The organism is Streptomyces humicola (assembly GCF_024436035.1).
In the GTDB taxonomy this organism is placed as follows: domain Bacteria; phylum Actinomycetota; class Actinomycetes; order Streptomycetales; family Streptomycetaceae; genus Streptantibioticus_B; species Streptantibioticus_B humicola.
In genome coordinates this window covers 125025-148838 of sequence record NZ_JANFNG010000011.1, presented here as the reverse complement: position 1 = coordinate 148838, position 23814 = coordinate 125025, and the positions used below count along the sequence as shown (strand labels likewise).

Genomic DNA, 23814 nt, shown 5'->3' with positions numbered 1-23814 from the left:
CGGTCCGGCGACGGACTGTGCCCAACCCCTGTGGCCGCCCGCTCCGCGTGTCAGAACGGAACGTGTGACAGCCGTCACCGTACACGAAATCCGTCAACTTCGGCATGGAGTACATCCGTTGACAACGTAAACGTACCGACATTATCCTCTGGGATGTCATCGGGCAGAGGGTGGGTCGCGTGAGACGCCAACCCGAGAACGAACAGGGCGCACGCCGGGGCTGAAGGCTGCGGTGGCCGGGCTGCTGGCCCAGTTCCGGCAATCCGCGGTGGACGGCGTCATGCCGGAGCGCGTCTTCATGACACGGCCCACAAGTTGAGGCTGAGTGAGGTCGAGCGGAACCGGCTGTGGGACGGGCTAGCCCGACTGGGGTTGCCCCGTCGGTGGAGCGCACATACATGTAGAACCGGACCGTCCGGATGTGGAAATGGTTGTGCAGACTCGGGGAGATAATGTGTCCTCCCGATGTGTGGTGACGCGGACTCTGCTACGGCAATGTGCCGACTCCGACAGGTATGTGACGTCTCGTGCCGTGGACGGCCTCGCCCGGCTGGCCGGGCTCAGCACCGGAGAAGATGCCGTGCTCCTTGAGGATCCTTACCTTGCTGGTTGGGTCGGTCCTGGTCACTCGTAGGATCGGGAGGCCCAGGGGGTCCGGGTGTGGCTGCCTTGAGGGCGCCGTTTGTGTGGCTCTGGGAGATTGGCCGCCCGAGGCCCCGCGACGGCTCGACCGCTCATTGGGATGCGCGAACACGGTCGCTTCGTAAGGACACGTCGGCGAGGTCGTCGGCTGGATCCGATACGGAGAAAACTGGGAGGCGCGAGTGTCCGCTTTGTGGGCAGGGACGGATGCGGGCAAGGCCGAGCACCGCTGCACGGTCATCGACGCCGAGGGCGGGATGGTGCTCCCGCCGAGTGGCGAACAAGGAGCCGACCTGCTCGAACTCCTTGACCTTGTCCTGTACTTGGCCGACGGGGAGGAGGTGACCTGGGCGGTCGACCTGAACGCGGGCGGGGCCGCGCTGTGGATCGCGATCCTGGTCAGCCACGGCCGACGGCTGCTATACATCCCCGGCCGCACCGTCCACCACGCCTCGGCCGACTACCGCGGCGACGGCAAGACCCGGCAAGACCGACGCCCGCGACGCCTACATCATGGCCGACCAGGCCCGCATGCGCCACGACCTGCACCCCGTGCAGGGGACCGACGAGATCGCCGTGGACCTGCGCATCCTCACCGCCCGCCGCTACGACCTGACCGCCGACCGCACCCGCGCGATCAAGCTTGTCACCTGGGCGGATGATTTACCGGCACCCTCAGGGTCGGGGTCTTGCTGGGCTTGGAATGCTGCCACGGCATGAGCAGTGGAATGACCACGTGACCGGTAACGGCCGACCACAGGCCCGCCATCACGCGCCCGCGCGGGCGCCGTCGCCGCCGACGGAACGTCCCCTGCGGCCCGGGCGAGAGGACGACGCTGCGAGGTAGCGGCGGTGGCTCGCGAGAGGATGTCGCTCCGGGAGCCCCGCCGGACGGGCGGGACCGACGCATCGGCCGCTGCACATCCATTGCACATCCATCGCACAATCGCGCGGGAACTTCCGAGAAACCGCAGGTAGACGCGGGAACTCCCTCCGCGGGCCTCTGGTACAGATTGCACCCGTTTTCGCAGGTCAGGGGCCTAAAGGCGGACGAGTCGGCCTGTACGCCGGGTTCTGTCTCCCTGGGGCCTTGCGGCGCCAGGGGAGGCGGCCATCCATCTAGGGCCGGCGTTGCCGTCGGCCTCATGCGGTCTACCCGCGGACTCGGGCGGGCAGCCCTCATGCGTCCGCGCAAGGCCGCCGTGCGGCGGCCTCATCTTGACCTTGCTCCGGGTGGGGTTTACCGAGCCGTCCGGGTCACCCCGGACGCTGGTGGTCTCTTACACCACCGTTTCACCCTTACCAGGCGCCTCGCGGCCCCTGGCGGTCTGCTTTCTGTGGCACTTTCCCGCGGGTCACCCCGGGTGGGCGTTACCCACCACCCTGCCCTGTGGAGCCCGGACGTTCCTCGGCGGAATCCATGGAAACCACGGATTCCGACGCGGCCGCCCGGCCGGCTCGTCCGCCGTACCGGACATCGTAGTCGAGGACGGGGCCTCCCCGCGGCCCGGAGGGTCTTGGTCGAGGGCAGTGGAGGGCGGTGGAGGGCGACGGGAGGGCGACGGGAGGGCCGGCCGCCTTATGCTGCACCGGGCGCCGACGCATCGTACGTACGAGGGAGAATCCGCTGTGCTCGTCCTGCTTCCGCCGTCCGAAGGCAAGTCCACGCCGGGCTCCGGTCCCGTGCTCGACCTCGGGGGGCTGTCGCTTCCCGGGCTGAATCCGGCGCGCGAGGTGGTGCTCGACGAGCTGGTCGGGTTGTGCGCCGGTGACGAGGAGAAGGCGCTGGAAGTCCTGGGGCTCGGTGCGAAGCTGCGCGGTGAGGTGGCGAAGAACGCAGGGCTGCGCACCGCGCCGACGCTTCGGGCCGGTGAGGTCTACACCGGGGTGCTCTACGACGCGCTCGGGCTCGGCACGCTCTCCGCGGCGGCCAAGCGGCGGGCCGGGCGCTCGCTGCTGGTGTTCTCGGGGCTGTGGGGGGCCGTACGGATCGGGGACAGGATCCCGTCGTACCGCTGCTCGATGGGGGTGAAGCTGCCGGGGCTCGGTGCGCTGGGCGCGTACTGGCGCGGCGCCATGGCGGAGGTGATGCCCGAGGCGGCGGGTGGCGGGCTCGTGCTCGATCTGCGCTCGGCTGCCTACGCGGCGGCGTGGAAGCCGAAGGGCGAGATCGCCGGCCGTACGGCGACGGTGCGGGTGCTGCAGGTGACCACCGTCGACGGGGTGGAGAAGCGGTCGGTGGTGAGCCACTTCAACAAGGCGACGAAGGGGCGTCTGGTGCGTGCGCTGCTGGAGGACGGGGCGCGGCCCCGGAACCCGGGCGAGCTCGCTGAGGCGCTGCGGGACCTCGGGTTCGCGGTGGAGGAGCAGGCGCCCGGGAAGCTCGACGTGCTGGTGACCGAGATCCACTGAGTCCCGGGCGACCGCGACGCGTCAACTGCGCAGGTGGGACGTGTCGTTGAGGAGGCGTACGCACGTGTTGCCGTCCGCGTAGTACGCCACTGCGGAGAGGGAGGCCGCGGACAGTTCCATCCGGAAGAGCGATTCGGGCGGGGCGCCCAGCGCGAGCCGAACCAGCGTCTTGACGGGGGTGACGTGGGTGACGAGCAGCACCGTCTTGCCGGTGTAGCGGGCGAGCAGCTTGTCGCGGCAGAGTGCGACGCGACGCGCGACGGCGGCGAAGCTCTCGCCGCCGCCCGTCGGCGCGGCCTTCGCCGAAGCCAACCAGGCTTCCAGATCTTCCGGGTGACGCTCCTTCACCTCTGCGAAGGTGAGTCCTTCCCAGGCGCCGAAGTCGGTCTCGCGCAGCCCGTCGTCGACGCGGACGTCAAGGCCGAGGCGGGCGGCGACGATGTCGGCGGTCTGACGGCATCGGGTGAGCGGGGAGGAGACGACCGCCTGGATCGTGCCACGGGCGGCGAGCACTGCCGCCACCTGTTGCGCCTGGCGCCGGCCGGCCTCCGACAGCTCGGGGTCGCCGCCCCCGCTGCCCGAGAAGCGCTTCTGCGGCGTGAGCGCCGTCTCACCGTGGCGCAGAAGGACGAACGTGGTGGGAGTGCCCAGGTCGGGGGCCCATCCGACGGCGACGGGACGCGGCGCCTCGACGGGCGCGGAGTGAGCGGGGGCCGGGGCGGAGGCGGCCGCGGAGGCGGACGCCGCCGACGGCTGCTTCGGCTGCCACTGCTCGCCGCGCTTGCCCGCGTCCATCGCCTCGTTGGCGAGACGGTCGGCGCGCTTGTTCTGCGAGCGCGGAATCCATTCGTACGAGACCCGGCCGGCCGGGTAGAGCCCCTTCGCCTCCGCGGCGAGCGGACGCATGTCAGGGTGCTTGACCTTCCACCGTCCCGACATCTGCTCGACGACGAGTTTGGAGTCCATCCGCACCCTGACCGAGGCTTGCGGGGCGAGCGCCCGAGCCGCGCGCAGTCCCGCGATCAGGCCACGGTACTCGGCCACGTTGTTGGTGGCAGTGCCGATGTACTCGGCCATCTCCGCGAGCGTCTCGCCGGTCGTCGCATCGATGACGACCGCCCCGTAGCCCGCGGGCCCCGGGTTGCCCCGGGACCCGCCGTCCGCCTCGACGATGAGTTCCGATGTCTCCGACGTCATTGCGGCGGCCGGCCCTACAGCCCCGAGTCCGAGGTGCGGACGAGGATGCGGCGGCAGTTCTCACAACGGACGATCTCGTCGGCGGCGGCCGCTCGCACCTCGTTCAGCTCGGTGATGTTGAGCTCCAGACGGCAGCCCTCGCACCGCTTCTGGTAGAGCTTGGCGGCGCCGACACCGCCGGACTGGGCGCGCAGCTTGTCGTAGAGCTTCATCAGATCGTCGGGCACCGAGCCGGCGATCACCTCACGCTCCTTCGCCGCGCCCGCGCCCTCGGCGTCGATCTCCGCCAGCACGGTGGCGCGGCGCTCCTCCGCCTCGGCCGCCTTGCGCTGCAGCTCCTCCACGCGCCGTGCCAGCTCGGCGGCGCGCTCCTGAGCTGCCTCGCGACGCTCCATGACCTCGAGGACCACGTCCTCGAGGTCGCTCTGCCGCTTGGCAAGCGAGGCGATCTCGTGCTGCAGGTTCTCCAGGTCCTTCGGCGAGGTGACCGCGCCGGAGTCGAGCCGCTTCTGGTCGCGGGCGGCGCGCTGGCGCACCTGCTCCACGTCCTGCTCGGCCTTGGTCTGCTCGCGGGCGGTGTCGCTCTCCTGCGTCTGCGCGGCGATGAGCAGATCGCGCTGCTGCGTCAGCTCGGCGTTCAGCCGCTCGACCTCTGCGTTCTCCGGGAGGTTCTTGCGCTTGTGGTCCAGCTGCCCGAGACGCTGGTCGAGGGCCTGGACTTCGAGAAGTCGGATCTGGTCTGCGGGCGCGGCTTTCAAGCGGAGGACTCCTGGATCGTGGTCGGGACGGAGGGAAGGTCGTGGGCGGCGGCGCCGGACGCCGCGTGCAGCGTCCACGGGTCGGTGACCTGACGCGACACATGGGTGCGCAGCGCCCAGCCGTGACGGTCGGAGATCTCGTCGAGCTGGCCCGCGGCCTGCTCGCACCACGGCCACTCGGTGGCCCAGTGAGCGGCATCGATCAGCGCGGGGCCGCCGTGCTGGTGGGCGTGCTGCTGCGCCTCGGAGGCGGGGTGGTGGCGGAGATCTGCGGTGAGGTAGGCGTCGACTCCGGCGCGCCGTACGTCGTCGAAGAGGCTGTCGCCGGAACCGCCGCACACCGCGACGGTACGGATGATCCGCTGCGGGTCCCCGGCGACGCGCAGCCCGCCTGCCGTGCGCGGCAGGCCCTTGGCGGCGTGCTCGGCGAACTCGGCGAGGGTGAGCGGGTGGTCGAGTTCGCCGGTCCTGCCCAGTCCGCGCCGCCCTGCCGGGTCGGTCGGGTCGGGGACGAGGGGGCCGGTGATGTGCAGTCCGACGGCGGCGGCGAGGGCGTCGGAGACACCGGGATCGGCGCGGTCGGCGTTGGTGTGGGCGACGTGAAGGGCGATGTCGTGCTTGATGAGGTCGTGCACGACACGGCCCTTGAAGCCGGTGGCCGCGACCGTCGTCGTACCGCGCAGGTAGAGGGGGTGGTGGGTGACGAGCAGGTCGGCGCCGATCCTGATCGCCTCGTCGGCGACTTCCTGGACCGGGTCGACGGCGAAGAGCACCCGGCCGACCTCGGCGTCCGGATCGCCGCAGACCAGGCCGACGGCGTCCCATTGCTCTGCCCGCTCGGCGGGCCAGAGGGCTTCGAGGGTGGCGACGACGTCGGACAGTTTGGGCACGGGTGGAAGGTTACCTCCCGGCCACGCTCCGATGCCTCCCAGCAGTCCCCCAGCAGTCCCGCAGCCCGCTCCCAGCACATGCTCGCCTCGATCTCCGGTAAACCGGAATACCACCACCCTTACGTGTGAAGGGGTCCAACTCGCGTTGTTCGGTTGGAAGTACGAAAACTAGCTTCTGTGCCGGAGGTGACGGAGGACATGACGGCCTGCGCCATAGAAACCGGAACGCAGATCGATACGGACGGTGCCCCGGCGAGCGGCACGGCAGTGATCGACGGCGCGGAAGCGGAACCGAAGGCATCCGTGGTTCCCGGGGCTCGGGTCACGCGGCGGTCGGGGTTCTCGATCGCAGTGGACGGCTCGTACGCGGCGTGTCTCGCCGACGCGGGCGACGGCTGCTGGTATCCGGAGCGCTGGACGCTGGACGGCCCCGAGCCGTACACCGTTCCCCTTCCCGGGAACCAGCCGGAGGAGGCAGACTCCCAGCCGCTGCCGCTTCCGGACGGTAGGGTGCTGATCCGCCGCCGCGTCGCCGACCGCCACGACCTGGCACTGCTCTACCCGACCGGGCCCGGCACCGGCGAACTGCGGGTCGGCTTCCTCTACGGCGAGGAGGTGCGGCTGCTGCCGCCGCTCGCGACGGGCAGCGCCTATGCGCTGACGTACGCGGACGGCATCAGTTCGGTCTGGCTGGTGCACGGCGGCCCGGGCCTGGAGAAGCTCGCCGAGATCGAGGGGCGCTGTACGGGCGGTGTCTGGCTCGACAGGGAGGGGCGCACCCTCGCCCTGGACCGGGAGCTCGACGGCCGCACCAAGGCCGTCGCCGTCGATCTCGCCGGGGGCGTGTCCACTCCGCTGCTGCAGATCACCGACGACAGCGATGACCGGGTGCTGCTCGCCGACCCCGACAGCGGGCTGCTGCTGGTGCGCAGCAACGCTCCGGGGACGGAGCGGCTGGGGTGGGGGGTGCTCGGCAGCAGGCGGCCGGTGCGGTTCCCCGAGTCACTGCGGGCCGAGGGTGCGCAGGGTGCTGCGGGAGCCGAGGGCGCGGAGGATGCTGCGGGAGCGGAGGACACGGTGATCACGCCGGTCTCCGTGCAGCCGGGGCAGCTGCTGATGCCGGAGTCGTGCGCGGTGGCGCTGCGGATCGACGGTCCCGGCGGCACGGTGCCCGCGCTGTGGCGCCCGGACGGCCCGGCACCGGTGCGGGTGTCCGCGCCGCAGGGCTGGCTGGCCGGGGCGGTGACGTGGTCTCCGCGCGGAACGCTGCGGCTGCCGTACGCGACGCCGGAGTGCCCGTGCGGTCTGGCCGATGTCGAGCCGGTGGTTCCGCTCGTCCCGCCGGAGCCGACGACGGCACCTGCGGTGCCGCCGGCCGAGCCGAAGGGGCCGGGGCCGGGCTCGGGCTGGCGAAAGCGCCGCGCACTCCCCCGCGTACTCCCATTGCAGCAGGCGCCACTTGCGGTGCAGCCCTGATTACCGGCTGATAACGACCCGGTCTTCTCACAGGGGTACGTGGCCCGCCGATCATGGCGCACGTTAGTCTTGGGCGGGGGGTACACAGCCCGATGCCTGGCCACCAGAGGTGAGCGACGGGCGCGGCTGTGTCAGGCGCATGACGTGTCGTCCGCCCCGACTCGCAATCCCCATAAGCGATCCCGACGGAGAGACTCCTGATGTCCGAAGCCCGAAACGACACCACCGACGACCGCGCCCAGCAGGCGGCCGCCCTGGGCGCCGAGGGCGGCAAGCACCGCGGTCCTGCCTCTTCCGCCGAGGAGGACGGAGCCCCGGCGCACGGCAGGCACCGCCGCCCGGAGCACCAGAACCAGTAAGCAGCACGCCAGTACGGCATGCACCGGCCGCCGCGGGAACGTTTCCGCGGCGGCCGGTTGCCGTGTTGCGGCTCGCGTCAGCTGCCGTGCCTGAGGCCGAGCACCTCCGTGGCCGCGAAGGTCTCGTCCGGGTCACGCTCCTCGTAGTACGAGGTGAGCATCTCATCGAGCTCCGCCACGCTGAAGAGGTCCTTGGCGGTGTCGAACTTGGCCGCGACACGCGGCCGGTCGATGACGGCGACCATCCCGCCGTGCACGACGAACAGCTGCCCGTTGACGCGCGCCGCCGCCGACGACGCGAGATAGCCGACCAACGGCGCGACGTGCTCGGGCGCAAGCGGATCGATCCCGGTCTCCGGGACGTCGAGGCCGGCGAAGACGTCCTCCGTCATGCGCGTGCGGGCGCGCGGGCAGATCGCGTTGGCCGTCACGCCGTACTTGGCGAGCGCGAGCGCCGTCGACGTCGTCAGCCCGACGATCCCGCCCTTGGCAGCCGCGTAGTTGGGCTGGCCGGCCGAGCCGGCGAGAAACGCCTCGGACGAGGTGTTGACGATCCGTCCATGGACGGGGCCGCCGGAGACCTTCGCACGGTCGCGCCAGTACGCGGAGGCGAAGTGGGTGGTGTTGAAGTGGCCCTTGAGGTGGACCCGGATGACCGAGTCCCACTCGTTCTCCGTCATCGAGAAAATCATGCGGTCGCGCAGAATGCCGGCGTTGTTCACCAGGATGTCGAGCGATCCGTAGCGGTCGACGGCAAGTGCGACGAGCTCGCGGGCCTGCTCGAAGTCGGCGACGTCGCCCTGGTGGGCCACGGCCTGTCCGCCTGCGGCCGCGATCTCGGCCGCGACTTGTTCGGCCGGGGTCGCCGATGAGGCGCCGGAACCGTCGCGGCCCGGCTGGCCGTAGTCGTTGACGACGACGTTGGCGCCGAGCCGGGCCAGTTCGAGCGCCTCGGCCCGGCCAAGGCCGCGGCCCGCCCCGGTGACGATCGCGGTCTTGCCCACCAACGACAGCGCAGACATTGTGTCCCCTCTCGCTCCTTTGGGTCCGTCTCGTCTCGGACGCGTTGGCCCGTCTCGTCCTGGACGCGTTGGCCCGTCTCGTCCTGGACGCGTTGGCCCGTCTCGTCCTGGACGTGTTGGCCCGTCTCGGACGCATCAGATGGCGATGCAGGTGCGCAGGGCTTCGCCGCTGCGCATCTGGTCGATGGCGTCGTTGATCTCCTCCAGCCGCACCCGGTGGGTGATCAGCCCTTCCAGGTCGATGCGGCCTGCCCGCCAGAGCTTGATGACGCGCTCGTACGAGCGCAGCACATCGCCGCCTCCGTAGAGGGAGGGCAGAATGCGCTTCTCGTCGAAGAACAGCTCGAACATGTTGATCTGGAGGAAGTCGTCCATCGCGCCGGCGCCGACGATGCACAGGGTGCCGCCGCGGCGTGTCGTCTCGTACGCGGTACGGGCGGTGGCGGACCGGCCGACGACCTCGAAGACGTAGTCGAAGCCCTCGCCGCCGGTGATCCGGTTCTTGGCGTCCGCCAGCTCTTCCGGCGCGACGGCTTCAGTCGCGCCGAATCGCACGGCGGCCTCGCGACGCGATGCGACGGGGTCGACGGCGACGATCTCGGCCGCGCCCGCGGCGCGCGCACCCTGGATCGTCGAGATGCCGACGCCGCCGCAGCCGATCACGGCGACCGACGAACCAGCCGCCACCTGTGCCGTGTTGAGCGCGGCGCCGATGCCGGTGGTGACGCCGCAGCCGATGAGCGCGGCGATTTCGAACGGCACGTCGTCGGGGATCGGGACGGCGCAGGCAGCGGCGACCACGGCCTCCTCGGCGAAGGTGCCGGTCCCGGCGAAGCCGAACAGGTCGCCGGACGGGCGCCTGTAGTTGGGCGTGCCCGCGTTCATGAATCCGGCGAGACACAGGTGCGGCTGGCCGCGGCGGCAGGCCGGGCACTGCCCGCAGGCGGGCAGCCAGCACACCAGCACCCGGTCGCCGGGCTTGTGCGTGGTGACGCCCTCGCCGACCTCGGTGATCTCGCCCGCGCCCTCGTGGCCGGGGATGAAGGGGGCGGGCTGCGGCAGCACTCCGCTCATCGCGGAGAGGTCGGAATGGCACAGCCCGGTGGCCCGGATCCGCAACCGCACCTTGCCGGGGCCGAACCCCACCGCCTCGGCGTCGTCGACGACTTCGAGCTTGCCCTGGCCGATCTCCTGCTGCACGGCTGCCCGCACGTCCCGCTCCTCTCTGTGCGTGCCTGCTCTGGTGTTTTCTCTGCTCTGAGCGTCTCCGCTCTGAGCGTCTCCGCTCTCGGTGTCTCCGCTCTCGGTGTCTCCGCTCTGGGTGCGCCGGTCAGGTGTGTTCGATGACGGTGTCGGCGAGTACAGGTGCGTCGTCACGTTCGACGGCGGTCGCCGACAGCTGGACGCGGCCGTCGCCGTCCCACATCCGGATGCGCAGCGTCTCGCCCGGGAAGAAGATGCCGGCGAAGCGTGTGGTGTAGGAGCGCACGCGCGTGACGTCGCCGCCGAGTGCGGTGTCGACGACGGACTTGAGCGCGACGCCGTACGAGCACAGGCCGTGCAGGATCGGCCTGTCGAACCCGGCGAGCTTGGCGAACTCGGGGTCGGCGTGGAGCGGGTTCCAGTCGCCGGAGAGGCGGTAGAGCAGCGCCTGGTCCTCCCGGGTGGCGCGGTCGACGGTGCGGTCGGGGGCGCGGTCGGGCGCCTCGATGCGGGCCGACGGGCCGCGCTCGCCGCCGAAGCCGCCCTCGCCGCGCACGAAGATCTGGGTGTCGCACGTCCACAGCGGGCCGTCCGCGTCCGAGACGTCGGAACGGAGCACGATGACGGCCGCCTTGCCCTTGTCATAGACGGCGGCGACCTTGGAGCTCTGGACCGCCTTGCCCTTGACGGGGATGGGGCGGTGCAGCTCGACGCGCTGGCCACCGTGGAGCACGGCGGCGAGATCGACGTCGATGCCGGGGGCCGCCATGCCGCCCGCGACCGCCATGCCGCCTCCGGCCACGGTGGCGAAGCTGGGCAGCACATGCAGCCTGCTCTCCAGGGTGTAGCGCAGCTCGTCGGGGTCGGTGGCAGGCAGGCCGGCGCCGATGCCGAGGTGGTAGAGCTGGACGTCCTTGTGGTCCCAGGTGAGTTCGGTGCTGCGAGGCTCGGCCGAGGTGGCGAGGACGGCGTCGATGGGCATCTGCGGGGCTGCTCCTTCGCAGGGTGGTCGCCGGGTGGTGGCCTGATGCTGGGGACCCCGGCACGGTCGTCCGCACCGTCGGCCGGGCCGGGGTCGCTTCGGGGCTCCACCGGGAGCGATGTGTAGAACGCGTTCTAGTGGATCGCCTCATGTATAACGCATCGGAGAAGGAGTGGGAAGAGCTGACGTGGCGTCAGATTCGGCGGGGCCGAACGGTTCTTCGCCTGGTGTCATGGCCGGCCTCATGACATTTGTCCTGCCGATCTGCATACATTCCCCACTGCCGAGGTCGCAGCGGCCTTCCGTACCGTCAAAGCCATGACGACACAACGGGGAACAGCCGTACGGGGAACAGCCGGACGGGAAGCGGCCGGACGGGCAACAGCCGGACGGGAACCAACCATGGGAGTCACCGCTCCCGGGCATGCGGTCAGGCTCATCGGCGTCTCGAAGAGCTTCGGCGCAGTGCGCGCGGTGAACGCCGTCGATCTGGGGATCGGGCGGGGCGAGACGGTGGCACTGCTCGGGCGGAACGGCGCGGGCAAGTCCACGTCCATTGCGATGATACTGGGGCTCCAGCAGCCGGACGCCGGCCGGGTCTTGCTGTTCGGCTGCACGCCGGAGCAGGCGGTGCTCGACGGCCGGGTGGGCGCCATGCTCCAGGAGGGGCGTCTGATACCGCGGGTGACGGTCGCCGAACTGGTGGGGTTCGTCGCCGGTGCCTACCCGCATCCGCTCATGGTCGACGAGGCGCTGGAGCTCGCCGGTCTCACGGGCCTCGGCAACCGCAGGGCGGACAAGCTCTCCGGCGGCCAGGCACAGCGGGTGCGCTTTGCTCTCGCACTGGCAGGCAACCCCGAGCTGGTGGTGCTCGACGAGCCGACCGCCGCGCTCGATGTCGAGGCGAGGCGGGCGTTCTGGCAATCGATGCGGACGTACGCCAGGCGCGGCAACACGGTGCTGTTCTCCACGCACTACCTGGCGGAGGCGGACGAGAACGCCGACCGGATCGTGGTAATGGACCACGGCCGGATAGCGGCAGACGGGAGCGGTGATCGGATCAAGCGAATGGTGGGCGGCAATCTCGTCTCATTCGACCTGGCCGGGGCGGCAACGGAGGGGCTGGCCCAGCTGCCGGGCGTCGCCTCACTGGAGATACGCGGCGACCGTGCCCTGCTGCACACCACCGATTCCGACGCGACGGTGATCGCCCTCGCCCAGCTGGGCCTTGTCCGCAACCTCGAAGTGGCCCCCACGAGCCTGGAGGACGCGTTCCTCACCCTGACCGACGACCGGACCCATGACCGGACCGACGACCTGGAATATGACCTGGCAGTCAACCGCAGTGAGGCGCCGGGCAGCAGGAAGGTGACGGCGTAATGCTGGACTACATACGGCTCGAGATCCGCCGGACCTTGCGGGACGTGGGTTTCGTCGTCTTCGGCATAGGCATGCCCGTGGGGATGTATCTGCTCTTCACCAACATCGGTGTCGACGGCAGGGAGCACGCTTCCGCCGCGGTGTTCTCGATGGTCGGCATGGCGTCGTATGGAGCGGTGGGTGCGGCGCTCGGTACGGGGATGGGGGTGGCCGCGGACCGGCAGGTGGGCTGGCTGCGGCAGTTGCGCGTCACTCCCTTGTCTCCGATGAAGCTGGTGGTGGGCCGGGCGGTGACCGGCTCGGTGATGGTGCTTCCCGGCATAACCGCCGTGCTGCTCGCCGGGGTGGTCGTCAACGGCGTCCGCCTCTCGCCCGGTCAGTGGGCTGCGCTGGCGGGACTGTTGTGGGTGGGCACGTTGCCGTTCACCCTGCTCGGTCTCGGCAATGGTTACCGCTTCTCTGCTCAGGCCACGGGAATGGTCAACGTGACCTGCACGATGGGCTTGGCGGTGCTGGGCGGGCTGTGGTTCCCGGTCTCTCTCTTCCCGCACTGGCTCGCCGCGATCGCCACGTGGACCCCGACCAACCGCTTCGGCCAGCTGGGCTGGTCGATCGCCGGTGGATCGCTGCCGAGCCTCGGGACGGCCGCGGTCCTGGCAGGCTGGTTCGCGATATTCGCCGGGTATGCCGTCTCCGCTTATCGGCGAGGCACGGGGAGCGCATGATGGACCGGAAGTACGACCACATGGGGAACGGGGGAAATCATGGACTGGGCATGGGGGACGCGAGCGTGGCAGCGGTGGCGCGAGGAGCGCCGGGCGAGTTCGTGCGCTTACTCGATTGAGCGGGAGATCGAGAGGCTCAAACCACCAGGTCACCGCCTGCTGTTGCCCTGGCTGTCGATGGGCATCGGTCCGACCGCCGACATCGCGAACGGCCGGGTGCCATTGCCCTGGCTGGCCGGCACAGGCCTCGCCGCTTTCGCCGTCGTCTATGTGGGGTGCGTACTCGCCGCATTTCATCCGCCGTACAGCGACGGACCGGCGGCGCACCGGCTGCTGGCGGTGCTCGTGGCGATCGAGTACGTCCTCGCCATAGTCTTCGGCCACAACTTCGTGCTGTTGTTCGTCCCGGTCTCGCTCTGCTGCGGGACGATCGCACGCGGCCGGCGGTTCGCGATGCTGCTGCTGGCGCTGGCCGGCTCGGCGGGGTTCATCGACGGCTACCACGGCAACGGTTTCTGGGACTGCGCCACCATCGCGTACAGCACCTTCATCTCGGGCCTGGTGATAGCTGCCGTGCTCACACTCCACGAGGCGGTGGCCAAGCTTCGCGAGACCCGGCAGCAACTGGCCCGGAACGCCGTGGCCGAGGAACGTCTCCGGTTCGCTCGCGATCTTCACGATCTGCTCGGCCACACCATGTCCGTGATCGTGGTCAAGGCAGAGGCGGTACGACGCCTCGCTCCGATCGATCTCGATGCGGCGCTCGGCCAGGCCGCGGACATCGAGTCGGTGGGACGCCAGGCACTGGCCGAGATCCGGGAGGCAGTGACGGGATACCGTGAGGCCGGGCTGACGACCGAACTCGACCGCGCCCGCTCCGCGCTGAGCGCCTCGGGGATCGAAGCGGTCGTCCGCGAATCGGGCCCGCCGCTGCCGCCGCAGGCGGAGGCGCTGTTCGGATGGGTGGTACGGGAGGGCGTGACGAACGTGGTACGGCACAGCAGGGCCTCGTCCTGCCTGGTCGAGGTGCGCACCGGCGGCGGCCGGGCGCTCCTGGAGATCACCGACAACGGTACCGGCCCGGGCACCCCCGACGGCAGCGGCAAGGCCGCAGGTGGCACCGGCTTGAAGGGGCTGACCGAGCGGCTCGCGGCGGCGGGCGGCACGCTGACGGCCGGCCCGGCCGGCCGGCGGGGCTTCCGGCTCAGCGCCCAACTGCCCGTGGAACGCCTCGAACCGGTCAACGCGTCGGCGGAACGGACGGGCCGGGAGCAGATGGCGTGACCGCGCCGATCAGGGTGCTGCTGGCCGAGGACCAGGGCATGATGCGGGGCGCGTTGGCGCTGCTGCTGGGCCTGGAGGAGGACATCGAGGTCGTCGCTAAGGTCGGTGACGGTGACGCGATCGTCCCAGCCGCACAGGACGCGGGGCCGGACGTCGCGCTTCTCGATATCGAGCTGCCGGGCCGCAGCGGCCTCGATGCCGCCGCCGAGCTGCGCGCCGCGCTGCCTGACTGCCGCATCCTGATCCTCACGACCTTCGGACGGCCCGGCTACCTGCGGCGCGCCATGGAGTCGGGTGCTTCCGGGTTCCTCGTCAAGGACGGTCCTGTCGAGGAACTGGCGGCCGCAGTACGGCGGGTGCTCCGGGGGGAGCGCGTCATCGACCCCGCACTGGCCGCGGCCGCGCTCAGCGCCGGGCCGAATCCGCTCACCCGGCGCGAGGTCGACGTCCTCAATGCCGCCGCCGACGGCTCGACGGTCGCCGGTATCGCGGCCAGGCTCCACCTGTCCCAATCGACCGTGCGCAACTATCTCTCCTCCGCCATCGGTAAGACCGGCAGCCGCAACCGGATGGAGGCGGTCCGTGCGGCGCGCGCCAACGGGTGGCTCTGACCTCGGGCGACGCGGCCCCACCGAGGCGCCGCGGCGCGCGGTAGGGCACGATGGGCACATGACAAAGCCCCGCCCAAGCGTCCTTGCCGCATTCGAATCGGCGAAGGGGTTCATGCCTCTCGACGAGGGTCTAGCCCTGTACGCGGCGGCCGGCGAGGCCGCCCGGCTCGGACTGCCGCTGCTGGAGGTCGGCACGTACTGCGGCCGCTCCACGATCCTGCTCGCCGAGGCCGCCCGGGAAGGGGGCACGGTGGCGGTCACCGTCGACCACCACCGCGGCAGCGAGGAGCAGCAGCCGGGCTGGGAGTACCACGACCCGTCCCTCGTCGACCCGGACCCCGATGTCGCGCGGATGGACACGCTCCCGGTCTTCCGCCGCACCCTGTTCAAGGCGGGGCTCGAAGACCATGTGATCGCGCTCGTCGGCCGCTCGCCCCGGATCGCCGCGCTGTGGGGCACGCCGCTGGGACTGGTCTTCATCGACGGCGGCCACACCGACGAGCACGCCTCCGCCGACTTCGACGGCTGGACCCCGCACCTCGCGCCCGGCGGCCTGCTGGTGATCCACGATGTGTTCCCCGATCCGGCGGACGGCGGCCAGGCGCCGTACCGGATCTACCGGCGCGCACTGGAGTCGGGGGCGTTCACGGAGCTGCCGACGACGCGGTCGCTGCGCGTGCTGCGCCGTTCCGGGCGGCAGCCGATGGCGGCCCAACCCGGCTGACCGGGTGCATATCACGCCCGTACGATGGGGACTCGCCCCCGCAGCGACGACAGCATAACGACCGATAAGAGGACATTACGACGTGAACATCCGCTCGCTCACTCGAGGAGACGGCGTGGTGATCGGGGCAGCGGTGTTGCTGTTCATCGCCTCCTTCCTCGATTACTACTCCGTCAACGGCGGCTGCGGTCCGGACTGCCCGTCACTGTCCGGGTGGCAGCCGGAGTTCTTCCCGACCCTTCCGTCGATCTTCCTGGGCGGAGTGATCGCCGCCGGGCTCATCGTCGTCGCGAGGCTCCTTCCCGAGGCCCGCAAGGTGGCTGGCCTCGGTCCCGATCAGTGGGGCACCGCCTTTGCGGTCTTCGCCACCTGGGGCGCGGTGTGGGGGCTGTTCGGCGGCAACTCGCAGCTCGGGCCCGGCACCGGGATGATCCTCGCCGTCGTCGCCCTGCTGGTGATGACCGCCGCGGCGGTGCTGACCCCGCGCACGCCCGCGCTGAAGGCGGCCCTGCTCCCGGCGCCGCGCCTCGCGCAACCGCAGCCGCAGCCGTACGCAGGTGCGCAGCCGTACGGGACGCAGCCGGGAGGCGGTTACGGTTACCCGGGCGGCCAACCGGGGCAGCCGTACGGCATGCAACCCGGCCAGCCGCACGAGCAGGTGGCCCCGGCGCCACAGCCGACCGCTCAGCAGGCCGCAGCGCCGGTGCAGGGGTTTGCGCCGTTCTGGTTCGCGGTGCCGGTGACGCGGCCGCTGTACCCGGAGGACGGTTCGCCGTCGCCGGTCGCCGAACTGACGCCGGGCACCTGGTATCTCGCCGTCGACCAGCGCGGCGGCGCCCTGGTGGCACAGACGCAGGACGGCCGACGTGGCGTGCTGCAGGACACCACGGGGATCCAGCGCGGCTGACCCGAAGAGTGCATCGGGAAAGGGGTCCGGGGCTTCGCCCCGGGGTCCCTTTCCCGTTAAGCTGACCCGACCGAATAACTGACGGTACGTCAGAAAGGCTTCGGCGATGCGACTCGGTCTGGCGCTCGGCTACTGGGGCCGCTCCCCCGCACCGCACCATCTCGGCCTCGCCCGCGAGGCCGAACAGCTCGGCTACCACTCGGTGTGGACCGCCGAATCCTGGGGATCCGACGCCTTCACCCCTCTGACGTGGATCGCCGCCCATACCTCCCGCATTCGGCTGGGTACCGCTGTCGCGCAGATGGCCGCCCGCTCCCCCACCGCGACGGCGATGCACGCCCTCACCCTCGACCACCTCTCCGGCGGGCGGATGATGCTCGGCCTCGGCCTTTCCGGGCCGCAGGTCGTCGAGGGCTGGTACGGCAGGCCGTTCCCGAAGAGCCCGCTCACCGCGACCCGCGAATACATCGACGTCGTACGGCAGGTGCTGCGCCGCGCCGCGCCCGTGGAGCTCACCGGTGACTATCACGGCCTGCCGTACGCGGGACCGGACGGCACCGGTCTCGGCAGGCCGCTCAAGCCCATCACGCACCCGCTCCGCGCCGATCTGCCCGTGCTCCTCGGCGCCGAGGGCCCGAAGAACATCACGCAGACCGCAGCGATCGCCGACGGCTGGCTGCCGCTGTACTGGTCGCCGTTCCGCACCGATGTCTACGAGGGCTCGATCGCGGGCGCCGCGCCGGGGTTCATGGTCGCCCCGATGGTGCGGGCGCAGCTGTGCGACGACCCGGCCGACGGCCTGGCCGCGGTGAGGATGATGCTGGGTTTCTACATCGGCGGCATGGGCGCCAAGTCGCGCAATTTCCACGCCGATCTGATGGCGAGGATGGGATACGAGGAAGAAGCCCGCAGGGTCCAGGAGCTCTTCCTCGAAGGGCGTCGCGAGGAGGCAGTGGCCGCCGTGCCCGAGGCGTTCGCCGACGAGATCTCACTCGTCGGCCCGCGCGAACGCATTGCGGAGCGGCTGGAGTTGTGGCGCCGCGGGCCCGTCACCGACCTGCTGGTGACGGCGCCGGACCCGGCGACGCTGCGTGTGCTGGCCGAGCTCAACTCCTGAACCGCCGTCCTGAACCGCCGTCCTGAACCGCCGTCCTGCCGCCTCCGCACCGCGGGAGGTTCTAGAAGTTCGTCCGCTCCAGCCAGTGGTCGAGCAGCGAGCGGTCGCCGATCACGTCGAGCCGCTCGCTGTCGAGCGGAAGCCGCCGGTTGAAAACGAGCAGTACGTCGGTGAGCGTTCCGCGCAGGGCGACATCGCCCTTGGCGTGTTCGCGCCGCCAGCGCACACCGTCGGGGGTGCGCTCGATCAGCCACTCGGCGCCCAGCTCCGGCGGGGCGTCGGTGGCGTGGAGGTGGAGTGTCTCTCCCTTGCCGCTCAGCTCGCCCAACGACGGCCGGAAGGCAATGGCTTCGGGTGAGGAGACGATCTCCAGCCACTCGTCGATCGCGTCCGCGGCCAGCTCCGCCGGTGCCTGGTACTCCCGTCCGGCCGCCAGCGCCGCATCGGCACGGTGCACCAGCGTCTCGCACGCCCGGCGGCGCGCCCAGAAGCCGGACGTGCCGTGAGCAGTGAAGGTCCACACCGAGGCGTCGGGCCCCGCCTCGCGCAGCGTCGCCACCAGCCGCTCCGCACCGTCCGCAAGCCAGGCGTCCAGGCCCTCGGGGTCCTGGGGCGTCTGCAAACCGGGAACATCGGCGAAGGGAAGGGCCTCGGTGGACCGGCTGCGGACGATCTCCTCGGCCCACAGGTTCCCCCCGCCGAGATGCTGCGCCAGCCGCCACAGCGTCCACTCGGGGCAGGTCGGCACCGTCGTCTCCAGGTCCGCGCCGCGCAGCGCCTCCCGGAAGCCTTCGGTCTCAGCGACGATGTGCGAACAGTACGTCTCGTGATCGAGTCCGGCCATACCGGAACCCTACACGCACGAACAGCCGTGCGCCGGGGGCTCGACGAGACCGACCGGAAGCCGCCCTCCGTCGAACACCGCGGTCGTCGCCTCGTCACCGCCGAGCGCCGCCACGGCGAGCAGCAGCGCCCCCGCCGTCCAGGAGGTGCGCTCCTCGGGCCAGACGGCATCGTCCTCGAAGACGTATCCCGTCCAGTACATTCCGTCCTCCGCCCGCAGGTGACGGATCGACGCGAGGATCTCCACCGCACGGTCGGACTCCCCCATCGCCCAGAGGGCGAGCGCCAGTTCGGCGCTCTCGCCTCCCGTCACCCATGGCCGGTCCTCGACACAGCGCACCCCGAGCCCGGGAACGACGAAGCGGTCCCAGGCCGACTCGATGCGCTCCTTGGCCTCAGGGCCGCGCAGCGCGGTGCCGAGCACCGGGTAGTACCAGTCCATGGAGTAGCGGCTCTTGTCCATGAACCGCTCGGGGTGGCGCAGGATCGCATGCCCGAGCCGGCCGGTTGCCAGCTCCCAGTCGGGCTGCGGCTCTTCGCGCTGCTCGGCGACGGCGAGAGCGCAGCGCAGCGCCTGGTAGATGGAGCAGCACCCGGTGAGCAGCGCCTCGTTCGGGTGGCTGTCGTCGTCCTCGCGCTTCCACGCGATCTCGCCGCCCGGCAGCTGGAGTTCGAGGACGAACTCCACGGCCGCGAACAGGTGCGGCCACATCTCGTCGAGGAAGGCGTCGTCGCCGGTGGACAGGTAGTGGTGCCACACCCCGACCGCGATGTAGGCGCAGAAGTTGGTCTCCCGGCCGCGGTCGCCGGGGGTTGCGTGAGCCCCGGCGGGATCGTCGGCGTACGAGTAGGCGGCGTACCAGGAGCCGTCCGCATTCTGGTTGCGCGCGAGCCAGAGGTAGGCGGCCTCCGCGCGCTCGTGCTCGCCCGCGGCGTCGAGCGCCATGGCCGCCTCGACGTGGTCCCAGGGGTCGAGATGCCCGCCGGTGAACCAGGGTATGGCGCCGTCGGGCCGCTGTATCGCGACGATCCCGCGGACGGTCGCGGCCGCCTGGTCGGCGGTGAGCACCCCGGGGAGCACGAGCCGCTCGGTGCGCCCAGGGCTCGTCACGCGACCGCCTCTGTGTCGACCGGGCGGGTGTGCGGCTTGGTGGCGTAGGCCACGAAGCTCTTGCCGATGAGGGGATTGAGTGCCTGTTCGGCGAGCCGCGTCGCCAGCGGCTTCTTCATGATGTCCCAGACCAGCAGCTTGTGGTACGCCCTGACCGGCAGCGCCTTGTCGTTGTCCACCCCGACCGCGCACTTGATCCACCAGTACGGGGAGTGCAGACCGTGGGCGTGGTGGGTGCCGTACGGCTCGAGCCCGGCCTCGCGCATCTTCTCCAGCAGCTCGTCGCCGCGGTAGATGCGGATGTGGCCGCCCTCGACCTCGTGGTAGGCGTCCGACAGCGCCCAGCAGATCTTCTCGGGGAGGTACCGGGGGACGGTGACGGCGATGCGGCCGCCGGGGCGCAGGACGCGCACCATCTCGGCGAGCACGCCCTTGTCGTCCGGTATGTGCTCCATGACCTCGGAGATGATGACGACGTCGAAGCTGTCGTCGGGGAAGGGCAGTTGGAGCGCGTCGCCCTCCATGGCGAGAGCAGTCGCACCGGACGGGGCCTCACCCGCCTCCTGCATCGCCGCGAACCACTTGGCGACCTCGCGGATCTCCTCGCCGTTGCGGTCGAGCGCGACGACGTCAGCGCCACGGCGATAGCACTCGAAGGCGTGGCGGCCCGCACCGCACCCGAGGTCGAGCACCCTGTCTCCGGGCGCCAGCGGGAAGCGGGAGAAGTCGACGGTCAGCACGGGGTCTCGGCTTTCACTCGGGGAGCATTCACTCGGGGAGCTCTCACTCGGGGATCCGGGGGCTTGCCCCCGCAGGGCGGCGTTGTCGGGTACTGGGCGATGCGGCGATGGCCTCGCGGTAGCGCTGCACGGTGCCGAGCGCGGCCTGCTCCCAGGTGAAGCGCCGCAGCACCCGTTCACGGCCGGCCACGGCGAGTCGCCGCCGCAGCGCGTCGTCGCCGAGCAGCCGCCGCACGGCGACGGCGAGGGCGTCGGCGTCGCCCGGCGGCACGGCCAGGCACGTCTCGCCGTCGGCGCCGGCGACCTCGGGTATCGCACCGCCCGTGGTGGCCACGAGCGCGGTGCCGGCGGCCATCGCTTCGGCGGCGGGCAGCGAGAAGCCCTCGTAGAGCGAGGGCACGCAGGCGACCTGAGCGCTTCTGACCAGGTCGACCAGTTCGGCGTCGCTGACGCCCTTGACGAACTCCACCGCGCCGCCGAGCCCGTACCGTTCGACGGCCGCGGCGACCGGCCCCTTCTCCGGGCGCTTGCCGACGACGACGAGATGCGCCTGTGGGTGCTCCGTGCGCACCTTGGCGAGCGCCTCGACGAGGAAGACGAGCCCCTTGAGCGGCACGTCGGCGCTGGAGGTGGTGACGATGCGTCCGGGCACCTCGGGCACCGCCGGATCGGGCGAGAAGAGCCGGGTGTCGGCGCCGACAGGCACGACGTGGATGCGGTCCTCCCGTACCCCGAGATCGTCGATGATCTCCTGGCGTGAGGAGCCCGAGACGGTGAGCACGCTGGGGAGATGGCGGGCGACGCGCTTTTGCATCTGGGTGAAGCCGTACCAGCGTCGGACCGAGGTGCGCCGCTTCCAGCCCTGCGCAGCGTCCAGCTCCAGCCTGCGGTCCACCGTGATCGGGTGGTGGACCGTGGTGACCAGCGGTGCGATGCGGCGGTCGAGGCCGAGCAGGCCGTAGCCGAGGGTCTGGTTGTCGTGGACGACGTCGAAGGTGTCGAGGGCGCGGGCCCGGGCCGCGAGGTGGCGGCGGGCGCGCAGGCTGAAGGTGAGCGGCTCGGGGAAGCCTCCGGTCCACATGGTGGCCACTTCGAGCGCGTCGATCCAGTCGCGCAACTCCTCGCGCCGCGGTGTGCGGAAGGGGTCCGGCTGCCGGTAGAGGTCGAGGCTCGGCAGCCGGGTGAGGGTGACGCCTTCGTCGAGGTCGAGCACGGGGTACGGCTGAGCGGCGATCACCTCGACCGTGTGGCCCAGACGGGCGAGCTCACGGGAGAGGTGGCGCACGTAGACGCCCTGGCCTCCGCAGAACGGGTTCCCCTTGTACGTCAGCAGGGCGACCCGCAGGGGGTACCTCCCGTCGCAGGCAAGGGGAGGGCGCCGGCCGTCGGGGGCGCGGCGCACGGGCGTGGGCCCGACTGCCTGAGCGGCCTCAGCTGTCACTCACGGCCCCCTTCTTGCTGTGATTGAGCCGGAGCGTAACCGGTCGCGCTAATCTAGAACAAGTTTCAGATCCACTCGCCCAGCACCCCCAGAATCTACCCGGGAGTAACCGTGCCCGCCACCGGAGGACCGCGGTGATTCGCGCCACGGCGCGGGCTCCTGCCATCATGCGCGCTGGGAAAATGCTGTTGTGATGCGCCGCGATGGACGGACGTCACGGAGATGTACGGACGTCACGCAGACGGACGGACGCCACGGATGCTGTGAGCGACACATGCGAGCAGGCGGAGGAGGTCTCCCGCGTGGCAAGGGGAGGCCGGCCGAGCAACGAGGCCGTCCGCGGAGCCTGGGAGCGGGCGACCGCAACATCAGCCGCCGGCGCGGCGGAGCGAACGGAGCAGCAAGGGACACATGGCGACAGACCCCAAGCCGGCCTCCCCGCCTCTGACCGAACGTCAGGAGGCTCGCCGCCGCCGCATCCTGCACGCCAGCGCGCAGCTTGCGAGCCGGGGCGGCTTCGACGCCGTGCAGATGCGCGAGGTCGCGGAGAACTCCCAGGTGGCGCTGGGCACCCTCTACCGCTACTTCCCCTCGAAGGTGCACCTGCTGGTGGCGACCATGCAGGACCAGCTGCAGCAGATGCACGAAACACTGCGCAAGCGGCCGCCGGCCGCCGAGGAGCCGTCCGCACGCGTGGCCGAGACGCTGATGCGGGCGTTCCGCGCGCTCCAGCGCGAGCCGCAGTTGGCCGATGCCATGGTCAGGGCGCTGACCTTCGCCGACCGTTCGGTGAGCCCGGAGGTCGACACCGTCTCGCGGCTGACGACCGCGATCATCCTGGACGCGGTGCGTCTCGAAGGGGCGCCCACGCACGAGCAGCTCTCCGCCGTCCGCGTCATCGAGCACACATGGCATTCGGCGCTGGTCACGTGGTTGTCGGGGCGGGCCTCGATCGCGCAGGTCAAGATAGACATAGAGATGGTCTGCAGGCTGATCGACCTCACCGCGCCTCCCCGCCCCTGAGGGCGCAGCAGGGCGCGCAGTGTGGTGGTATGCGCGCCGCCCGTGCGCCAGGTGCGCACCCCCTTGGCCGGAATCCCTGTCCAAGTGGCCGTTGATCGCCGGTAGGAATGATGCTGCTCTGGTGAGCGGCGCGGGGTACGAGGGGGTGCCCGGGGCCACGGGGATCTTTCACGCACGGCGATGCACGGGGTTCTGGGAGGGGCAATCGTGATCCGGGTACTTTTCGTGCACGACACCTGTCTGCTGCGGTCGGCGCTTGCGGCCCTGCTCGACCGGGAGAACGATCTCGATGTGATGACCGCGCCTTGGCGGACCGCGGCCCACAGCGCGCGATCCTTACGGCCCGACGTGTGCATGGTCGACGCGGACTGTCCGGGGTCGGCGGCGCTCGGCACCCCGGCCGCGCCGACGGAGCTGTCGGCGCTGCTCGTCCTCGCCTCCGCGAGCAAGCCCGGTCTGCTGCGGAGAGCCTCGCGGGCCCGGGCGATGGGTTACGTCAACAAGGACGCGCCGGCGGAGGGGCTGCCACGGGCGATTCGCCACGTCGCCGCGGGGAAACGTTTCGTCGACAACTCACTCGGATTCGACTTCCTCCAGGCAGCCGATCTTCCGCTGACACCACGCGAGTTGAGCGTGCTGTCACTCGCCGCCGAGGGCGCCTCCGTCGCCGAGATCGCCAGTCACCTGCACCTGTCCAACGGGACGGTGCGCAACTACATGGCGGCGATCACCCGCAAGACGGGAGCACGCAATCGAGTGGACGCCATTCGCATCTCGCAGGGGGCCGGCTGGCTGTGAATCCGCCTGCCCACCGGCCCCCTCCCGGACGCGACGGTGGATCAGACGCAGAGGGTGACGCTGGCGAGGCTGTCACACAGCAGCAGGCTGAGCCCGCTCTCCCAGTTCTCGCCGGCCTCGGCCGGCTCGGCGGTCTCCAACGTCTGCAGATCAAGAAGCGACATGATCA

23 protein-coding genes, 1 other RNA gene and 1 pseudogene are annotated in these 23814 nt (G+C 70.8%); 13 read left to right on the top strand and 12 right to left on the bottom strand.

The window, feature by feature from the left end; genetic code table 11:
* Nucleotides 1-824: 824 nt before the first annotated feature.
* Nucleotides 825-1284: pseudogene (locus NGB36_RS16550) on the top strand (IS110 family transposase); the annotation flags it as partial.
* Nucleotides 1285-1689: 405 nt separating this feature from the next.
* Here the strand turns inward: NGB36_RS16550 and rnpB are convergent.
* An RNA gene (rnpB, locus tag NGB36_RS16545) (RNase P RNA component class A) lies at nucleotides 1690-2103 on the bottom strand.
* 168 nt (nucleotides 2104-2271) lie between these two features.
* On the opposite strand from rnpB, the gene yaaA reads away from it, so the two are divergent.
* Entirely contained in the window at nucleotides 2272-3054 is a 783-nt protein-coding gene (gene yaaA, locus NGB36_RS16540; RefSeq protein ID WP_255921055.1) for a peroxide stress protein YaaA, read from the top strand.
* A gap of 21 nt (nucleotides 3055-3075) precedes the next feature.
* Here the strand turns inward: yaaA and NGB36_RS16535 are convergent, their stop codons facing one another.
* Genes NGB36_RS16535 through NGB36_RS16525 form a run of 3 tightly spaced genes read right to left on the bottom strand, consistent with a single transcriptional unit; the run spans nucleotide 3076 to nucleotide 5899 of the window.
* Complete coding sequence (locus NGB36_RS16535) at nucleotides 3076-4251, bottom strand: bifunctional RNase H/acid phosphatase (RefSeq protein ID WP_255921054.1); 1176 nt, start codon at nucleotides 4249-4251, stop codon at nucleotides 3076-3078.
* 14 nt (nucleotides 4252-4265) lie between these two features.
* Complete coding sequence (locus NGB36_RS16530) at nucleotides 4266-5009, bottom strand: zinc ribbon domain-containing protein (protein WP_255921053.1); 744 nt, start codon at nucleotides 5007-5009, stop codon at nucleotides 4266-4268.
* Complete coding sequence (locus NGB36_RS16525) at nucleotides 5006-5899, bottom strand: Nif3-like dinuclear metal center hexameric protein (protein WP_255921052.1); 894 nt, start codon at nucleotides 5897-5899, stop codon at nucleotides 5006-5008. The genes NGB36_RS16530 and NGB36_RS16525 overlap by 4 nt, the downstream gene beginning before the upstream one ends.
* A gap of 198 nt (nucleotides 5900-6097) precedes the next feature.
* Between NGB36_RS16525 and NGB36_RS16520 the strand changes: the two genes are divergently transcribed.
* Both NGB36_RS16520 and NGB36_RS16515 read left to right on the top strand, forming a co-directional pair.
* Nucleotides 6098-7375, top strand: coding sequence for a hypothetical protein (locus tag NGB36_RS16520; protein WP_269470253.1), 1278 nt, complete (start codon nucleotides 6098-6100; stop codon nucleotides 7373-7375).
* A 200-nt stretch (nucleotides 7376-7575) separates the two neighbouring features.
* On the top strand, nucleotides 7576-7734 hold the full coding sequence (locus NGB36_RS16515) for a hypothetical protein (protein WP_255921050.1): 159 nt from the start codon (nucleotides 7576-7578) through the stop codon (nucleotides 7732-7734).
* Between the two features lie 77 nt (nucleotides 7735-7811).
* On the opposite strand, the gene NGB36_RS16510 is transcribed toward NGB36_RS16515, so the two are convergent.
* The 3 genes from NGB36_RS16510 to chsH3 form a co-directional block, all read right to left on the bottom strand.
* Nucleotides 7812-8756, bottom strand: coding sequence for a 3-oxoacyl-ACP reductase (locus tag NGB36_RS16510; protein WP_255921049.1), 945 nt, complete (start codon nucleotides 8754-8756; stop codon nucleotides 7812-7814).
* A 135-nt stretch (nucleotides 8757-8891) separates the two neighbouring features.
* The gene (locus tag NGB36_RS16505; protein WP_255921048.1) at nucleotides 8892-9968 is read right to left on the bottom strand and encodes a Zn-dependent alcohol dehydrogenase; all 1077 of its coding nucleotides are present in this window, start codon (nucleotides 9966-9968) and stop codon (nucleotides 8892-8894) included.
* Between the two features lie 118 nt (nucleotides 9969-10086).
* Nucleotides 10087-10941 (bottom strand): enoyl-CoA hydratase ChsH3, encoded by an 855-nt coding sequence (gene chsH3, locus NGB36_RS16500; RefSeq protein ID WP_255921047.1) that lies wholly within the window; start codon nucleotides 10939-10941, stop codon nucleotides 10087-10089.
* Between the two features lie 402 nt (nucleotides 10942-11343).
* On the opposite strand from chsH3, the gene NGB36_RS16495 reads away from it, so the two are divergent.
* The 7 genes from NGB36_RS16495 to NGB36_RS16465 all read left to right on the top strand — a co-directional run bounded on the left by NGB36_RS16495 (nucleotide 11344) and on the right by NGB36_RS16465 (nucleotide 17689).
* The gene (locus NGB36_RS16495; RefSeq protein ID WP_255921046.1) at nucleotides 11344-12321 is read left to right on the top strand and encodes an ABC transporter ATP-binding protein; all 978 of its coding nucleotides are present in this window, start codon (nucleotides 11344-11346) and stop codon (nucleotides 12319-12321) included.
* The gene (locus tag NGB36_RS16490) at nucleotides 12321-13046 is read left to right on the top strand and encodes an ABC transporter permease (protein ID WP_255921045.1); all 726 of its coding nucleotides are present in this window, start codon (nucleotides 12321-12323) and stop codon (nucleotides 13044-13046) included. The genes NGB36_RS16495 and NGB36_RS16490 overlap by 1 nt, the downstream gene beginning before the upstream one ends.
* 39 nt (nucleotides 13047-13085) lie before the next feature.
* Nucleotides 13086-14330: a sensor histidine kinase gene (locus tag NGB36_RS16485; protein WP_255921044.1), complete on the top strand. Its 1245-nt coding sequence runs from the start codon at nucleotides 13086-13088 to the stop codon at nucleotides 14328-14330.
* Between the two features lie 38 nt (nucleotides 14331-14368).
* Nucleotides 14369-14941 carry a response regulator transcription factor gene (locus NGB36_RS16480; protein WP_372509462.1) on the top strand — a complete coding sequence of 191 codons (573 nt, stop codon included), beginning with the start codon at nucleotides 14369-14371 and terminating at the stop codon, nucleotides 14939-14941.
* A gap of 58 nt (nucleotides 14942-14999) precedes the next feature.
* Nucleotides 15000-15665 (top strand): class I SAM-dependent methyltransferase, encoded by a 666-nt coding sequence (locus NGB36_RS16475; protein ID WP_255921042.1) that lies wholly within the window; start codon nucleotides 15000-15002, stop codon nucleotides 15663-15665.
* Nucleotides 15666-15747: 82 nt separating this feature from the next.
* The gene (locus NGB36_RS16470) at nucleotides 15748-16572 is read left to right on the top strand and encodes a DUF5336 domain-containing protein (protein WP_255921041.1); all 825 of its coding nucleotides are present in this window, start codon (nucleotides 15748-15750) and stop codon (nucleotides 16570-16572) included.
* 106 nt (nucleotides 16573-16678) lie between these two features.
* Nucleotides 16679-17689: an LLM class F420-dependent oxidoreductase gene (locus NGB36_RS16465; protein ID WP_255921040.1), complete on the top strand. Its 1011-nt coding sequence runs from the start codon at nucleotides 16679-16681 to the stop codon at nucleotides 17687-17689.
* Nucleotides 17690-17750: 61 nt separating this feature from the next.
* On the opposite strand, the gene NGB36_RS16460 is transcribed toward NGB36_RS16465, so the two are convergent.
* From NGB36_RS16460 to NGB36_RS16445, 4 genes are read right to left on the bottom strand one after another with little or no spacing between them, the layout of a single operon-like run.
* Nucleotides 17751-18533, bottom strand: coding sequence for a maleylpyruvate isomerase family mycothiol-dependent enzyme (locus NGB36_RS16460; protein ID WP_255921039.1), 783 nt, complete (start codon nucleotides 18531-18533; stop codon nucleotides 17751-17753).
* Nucleotides 18534-18542: 9 nt separating this feature from the next.
* Nucleotides 18543-19643: a prenyltransferase/squalene oxidase repeat-containing protein gene (locus tag NGB36_RS16455; RefSeq protein ID WP_255921038.1), complete on the bottom strand. Its 1101-nt coding sequence runs from the start codon at nucleotides 19641-19643 to the stop codon at nucleotides 18543-18545.
* Complete coding sequence (locus NGB36_RS16450; RefSeq protein ID WP_255921037.1) at nucleotides 19640-20383, bottom strand: class I SAM-dependent methyltransferase; 744 nt, start codon at nucleotides 20381-20383, stop codon at nucleotides 19640-19642. Before NGB36_RS16450 ends, NGB36_RS16455 begins: the two co-directional genes overlap by 4 nt.
* Nucleotides 20384-20426: 43 nt before the next feature.
* Entirely contained in the window at nucleotides 20427-21824 is a 1398-nt protein-coding gene (locus NGB36_RS16445; protein WP_372509460.1) for a glycosyltransferase family 4 protein, read from the bottom strand.
* A 411-nt stretch (nucleotides 21825-22235) separates the two neighbouring features.
* On the opposite strand from NGB36_RS16445, the gene NGB36_RS16440 reads away from it, so the two are divergent.
* Both NGB36_RS16440 and NGB36_RS16435 read left to right on the top strand, forming a co-directional pair.
* Nucleotides 22236-22847: a TetR family transcriptional regulator gene (locus NGB36_RS16440; protein ID WP_255921036.1), complete on the top strand. Its 612-nt coding sequence runs from the start codon at nucleotides 22236-22238 to the stop codon at nucleotides 22845-22847.
* Between the two features lie 207 nt (nucleotides 22848-23054).
* Nucleotides 23055-23645 carry a response regulator transcription factor gene (locus NGB36_RS16435; protein ID WP_308288864.1) on the top strand — a complete coding sequence of 197 codons (591 nt, stop codon included), beginning with the start codon at nucleotides 23055-23057 and terminating at the stop codon, nucleotides 23643-23645.
* A 41-nt stretch (nucleotides 23646-23686) separates the two neighbouring features.
* Here NGB36_RS16435 and NGB36_RS16430 read toward each other — a convergent pair whose 3' ends face one another.
* On the bottom strand, nucleotides 23687-23809 hold the full coding sequence (locus NGB36_RS16430) for a SapB/AmfS family lanthipeptide (RefSeq protein ID WP_255921034.1): 123 nt from the start codon (nucleotides 23807-23809) through the stop codon (nucleotides 23687-23689).
* Nucleotides 23810-23814 lie beyond the last annotated feature (5 nt).

Coding starts and splice junctions, on each gene's coding strand:
- NGB36_RS16535 (WP_255921054.1), bottom strand. CDS start 4,251: ATGACGTCGGAGACATCGGAACTCATCGTCGAGGCGGACGGCGGGTCC.
- NGB36_RS16520 (WP_269470253.1), top strand. CDS start 6,098: ATGACGGCCTGCGCCATAGAAACCGGAACGCAGATCGATACGGACGGT.
- NGB36_RS16515 (WP_255921050.1), top strand. CDS start 7,576: ATGTCCGAAGCCCGAAACGACACCACCGACGACCGCGCCCAGCAGGCG.
- NGB36_RS16510 (WP_255921049.1), bottom strand. CDS start 8,756: ATGTCTGCGCTGTCGTTGGTGGGCAAGACCGCGATCGTCACCGGGGCG.
- chsH3 (WP_255921047.1), bottom strand. CDS start 10,941: ATGCCCATCGACGCCGTCCTCGCCACCTCGGCCGAGCCTCGCAGCACC.
- NGB36_RS16495 (WP_255921046.1), top strand. CDS start 11,344: ATGGGAGTCACCGCTCCCGGGCATGCGGTCAGGCTCATCGGCGTCTCG.
- NGB36_RS16490 (WP_255921045.1), top strand. CDS start 12,321: ATGCTGGACTACATACGGCTCGAGATCCGCCGGACCTTGCGGGACGTG.
- NGB36_RS16485 (WP_255921044.1), top strand. CDS start 13,086: ATGGACTGGGCATGGGGGACGCGAGCGTGGCAGCGGTGGCGCGAGGAG.
- NGB36_RS16480 (WP_372509462.1), top strand. CDS start 14,369: ATGATGCGGGGCGCGTTGGCGCTGCTGCTGGGCCTGGAGGAGGACATC.
- NGB36_RS16475 (WP_255921042.1), top strand. CDS start 15,000: ATGACAAAGCCCCGCCCAAGCGTCCTTGCCGCATTCGAATCGGCGAAG.
- NGB36_RS16465 (WP_255921040.1), top strand. CDS start 16,679: ATGCGACTCGGTCTGGCGCTCGGCTACTGGGGCCGCTCCCCCGCACCG.
- NGB36_RS16460 (WP_255921039.1), bottom strand. CDS start 18,533: ATGGCCGGACTCGATCACGAGACGTACTGTTCGCACATCGTCGCTGAG.
- NGB36_RS16440 (WP_255921036.1), top strand. CDS start 22,236: ATGGCGACAGACCCCAAGCCGGCCTCCCCGCCTCTGACCGAACGTCAG.
- NGB36_RS16430 (WP_255921034.1), bottom strand. CDS start 23,809: ATGTCGCTTCTTGATCTGCAGACGTTGGAGACCGCCGAGCCGGCCGAG.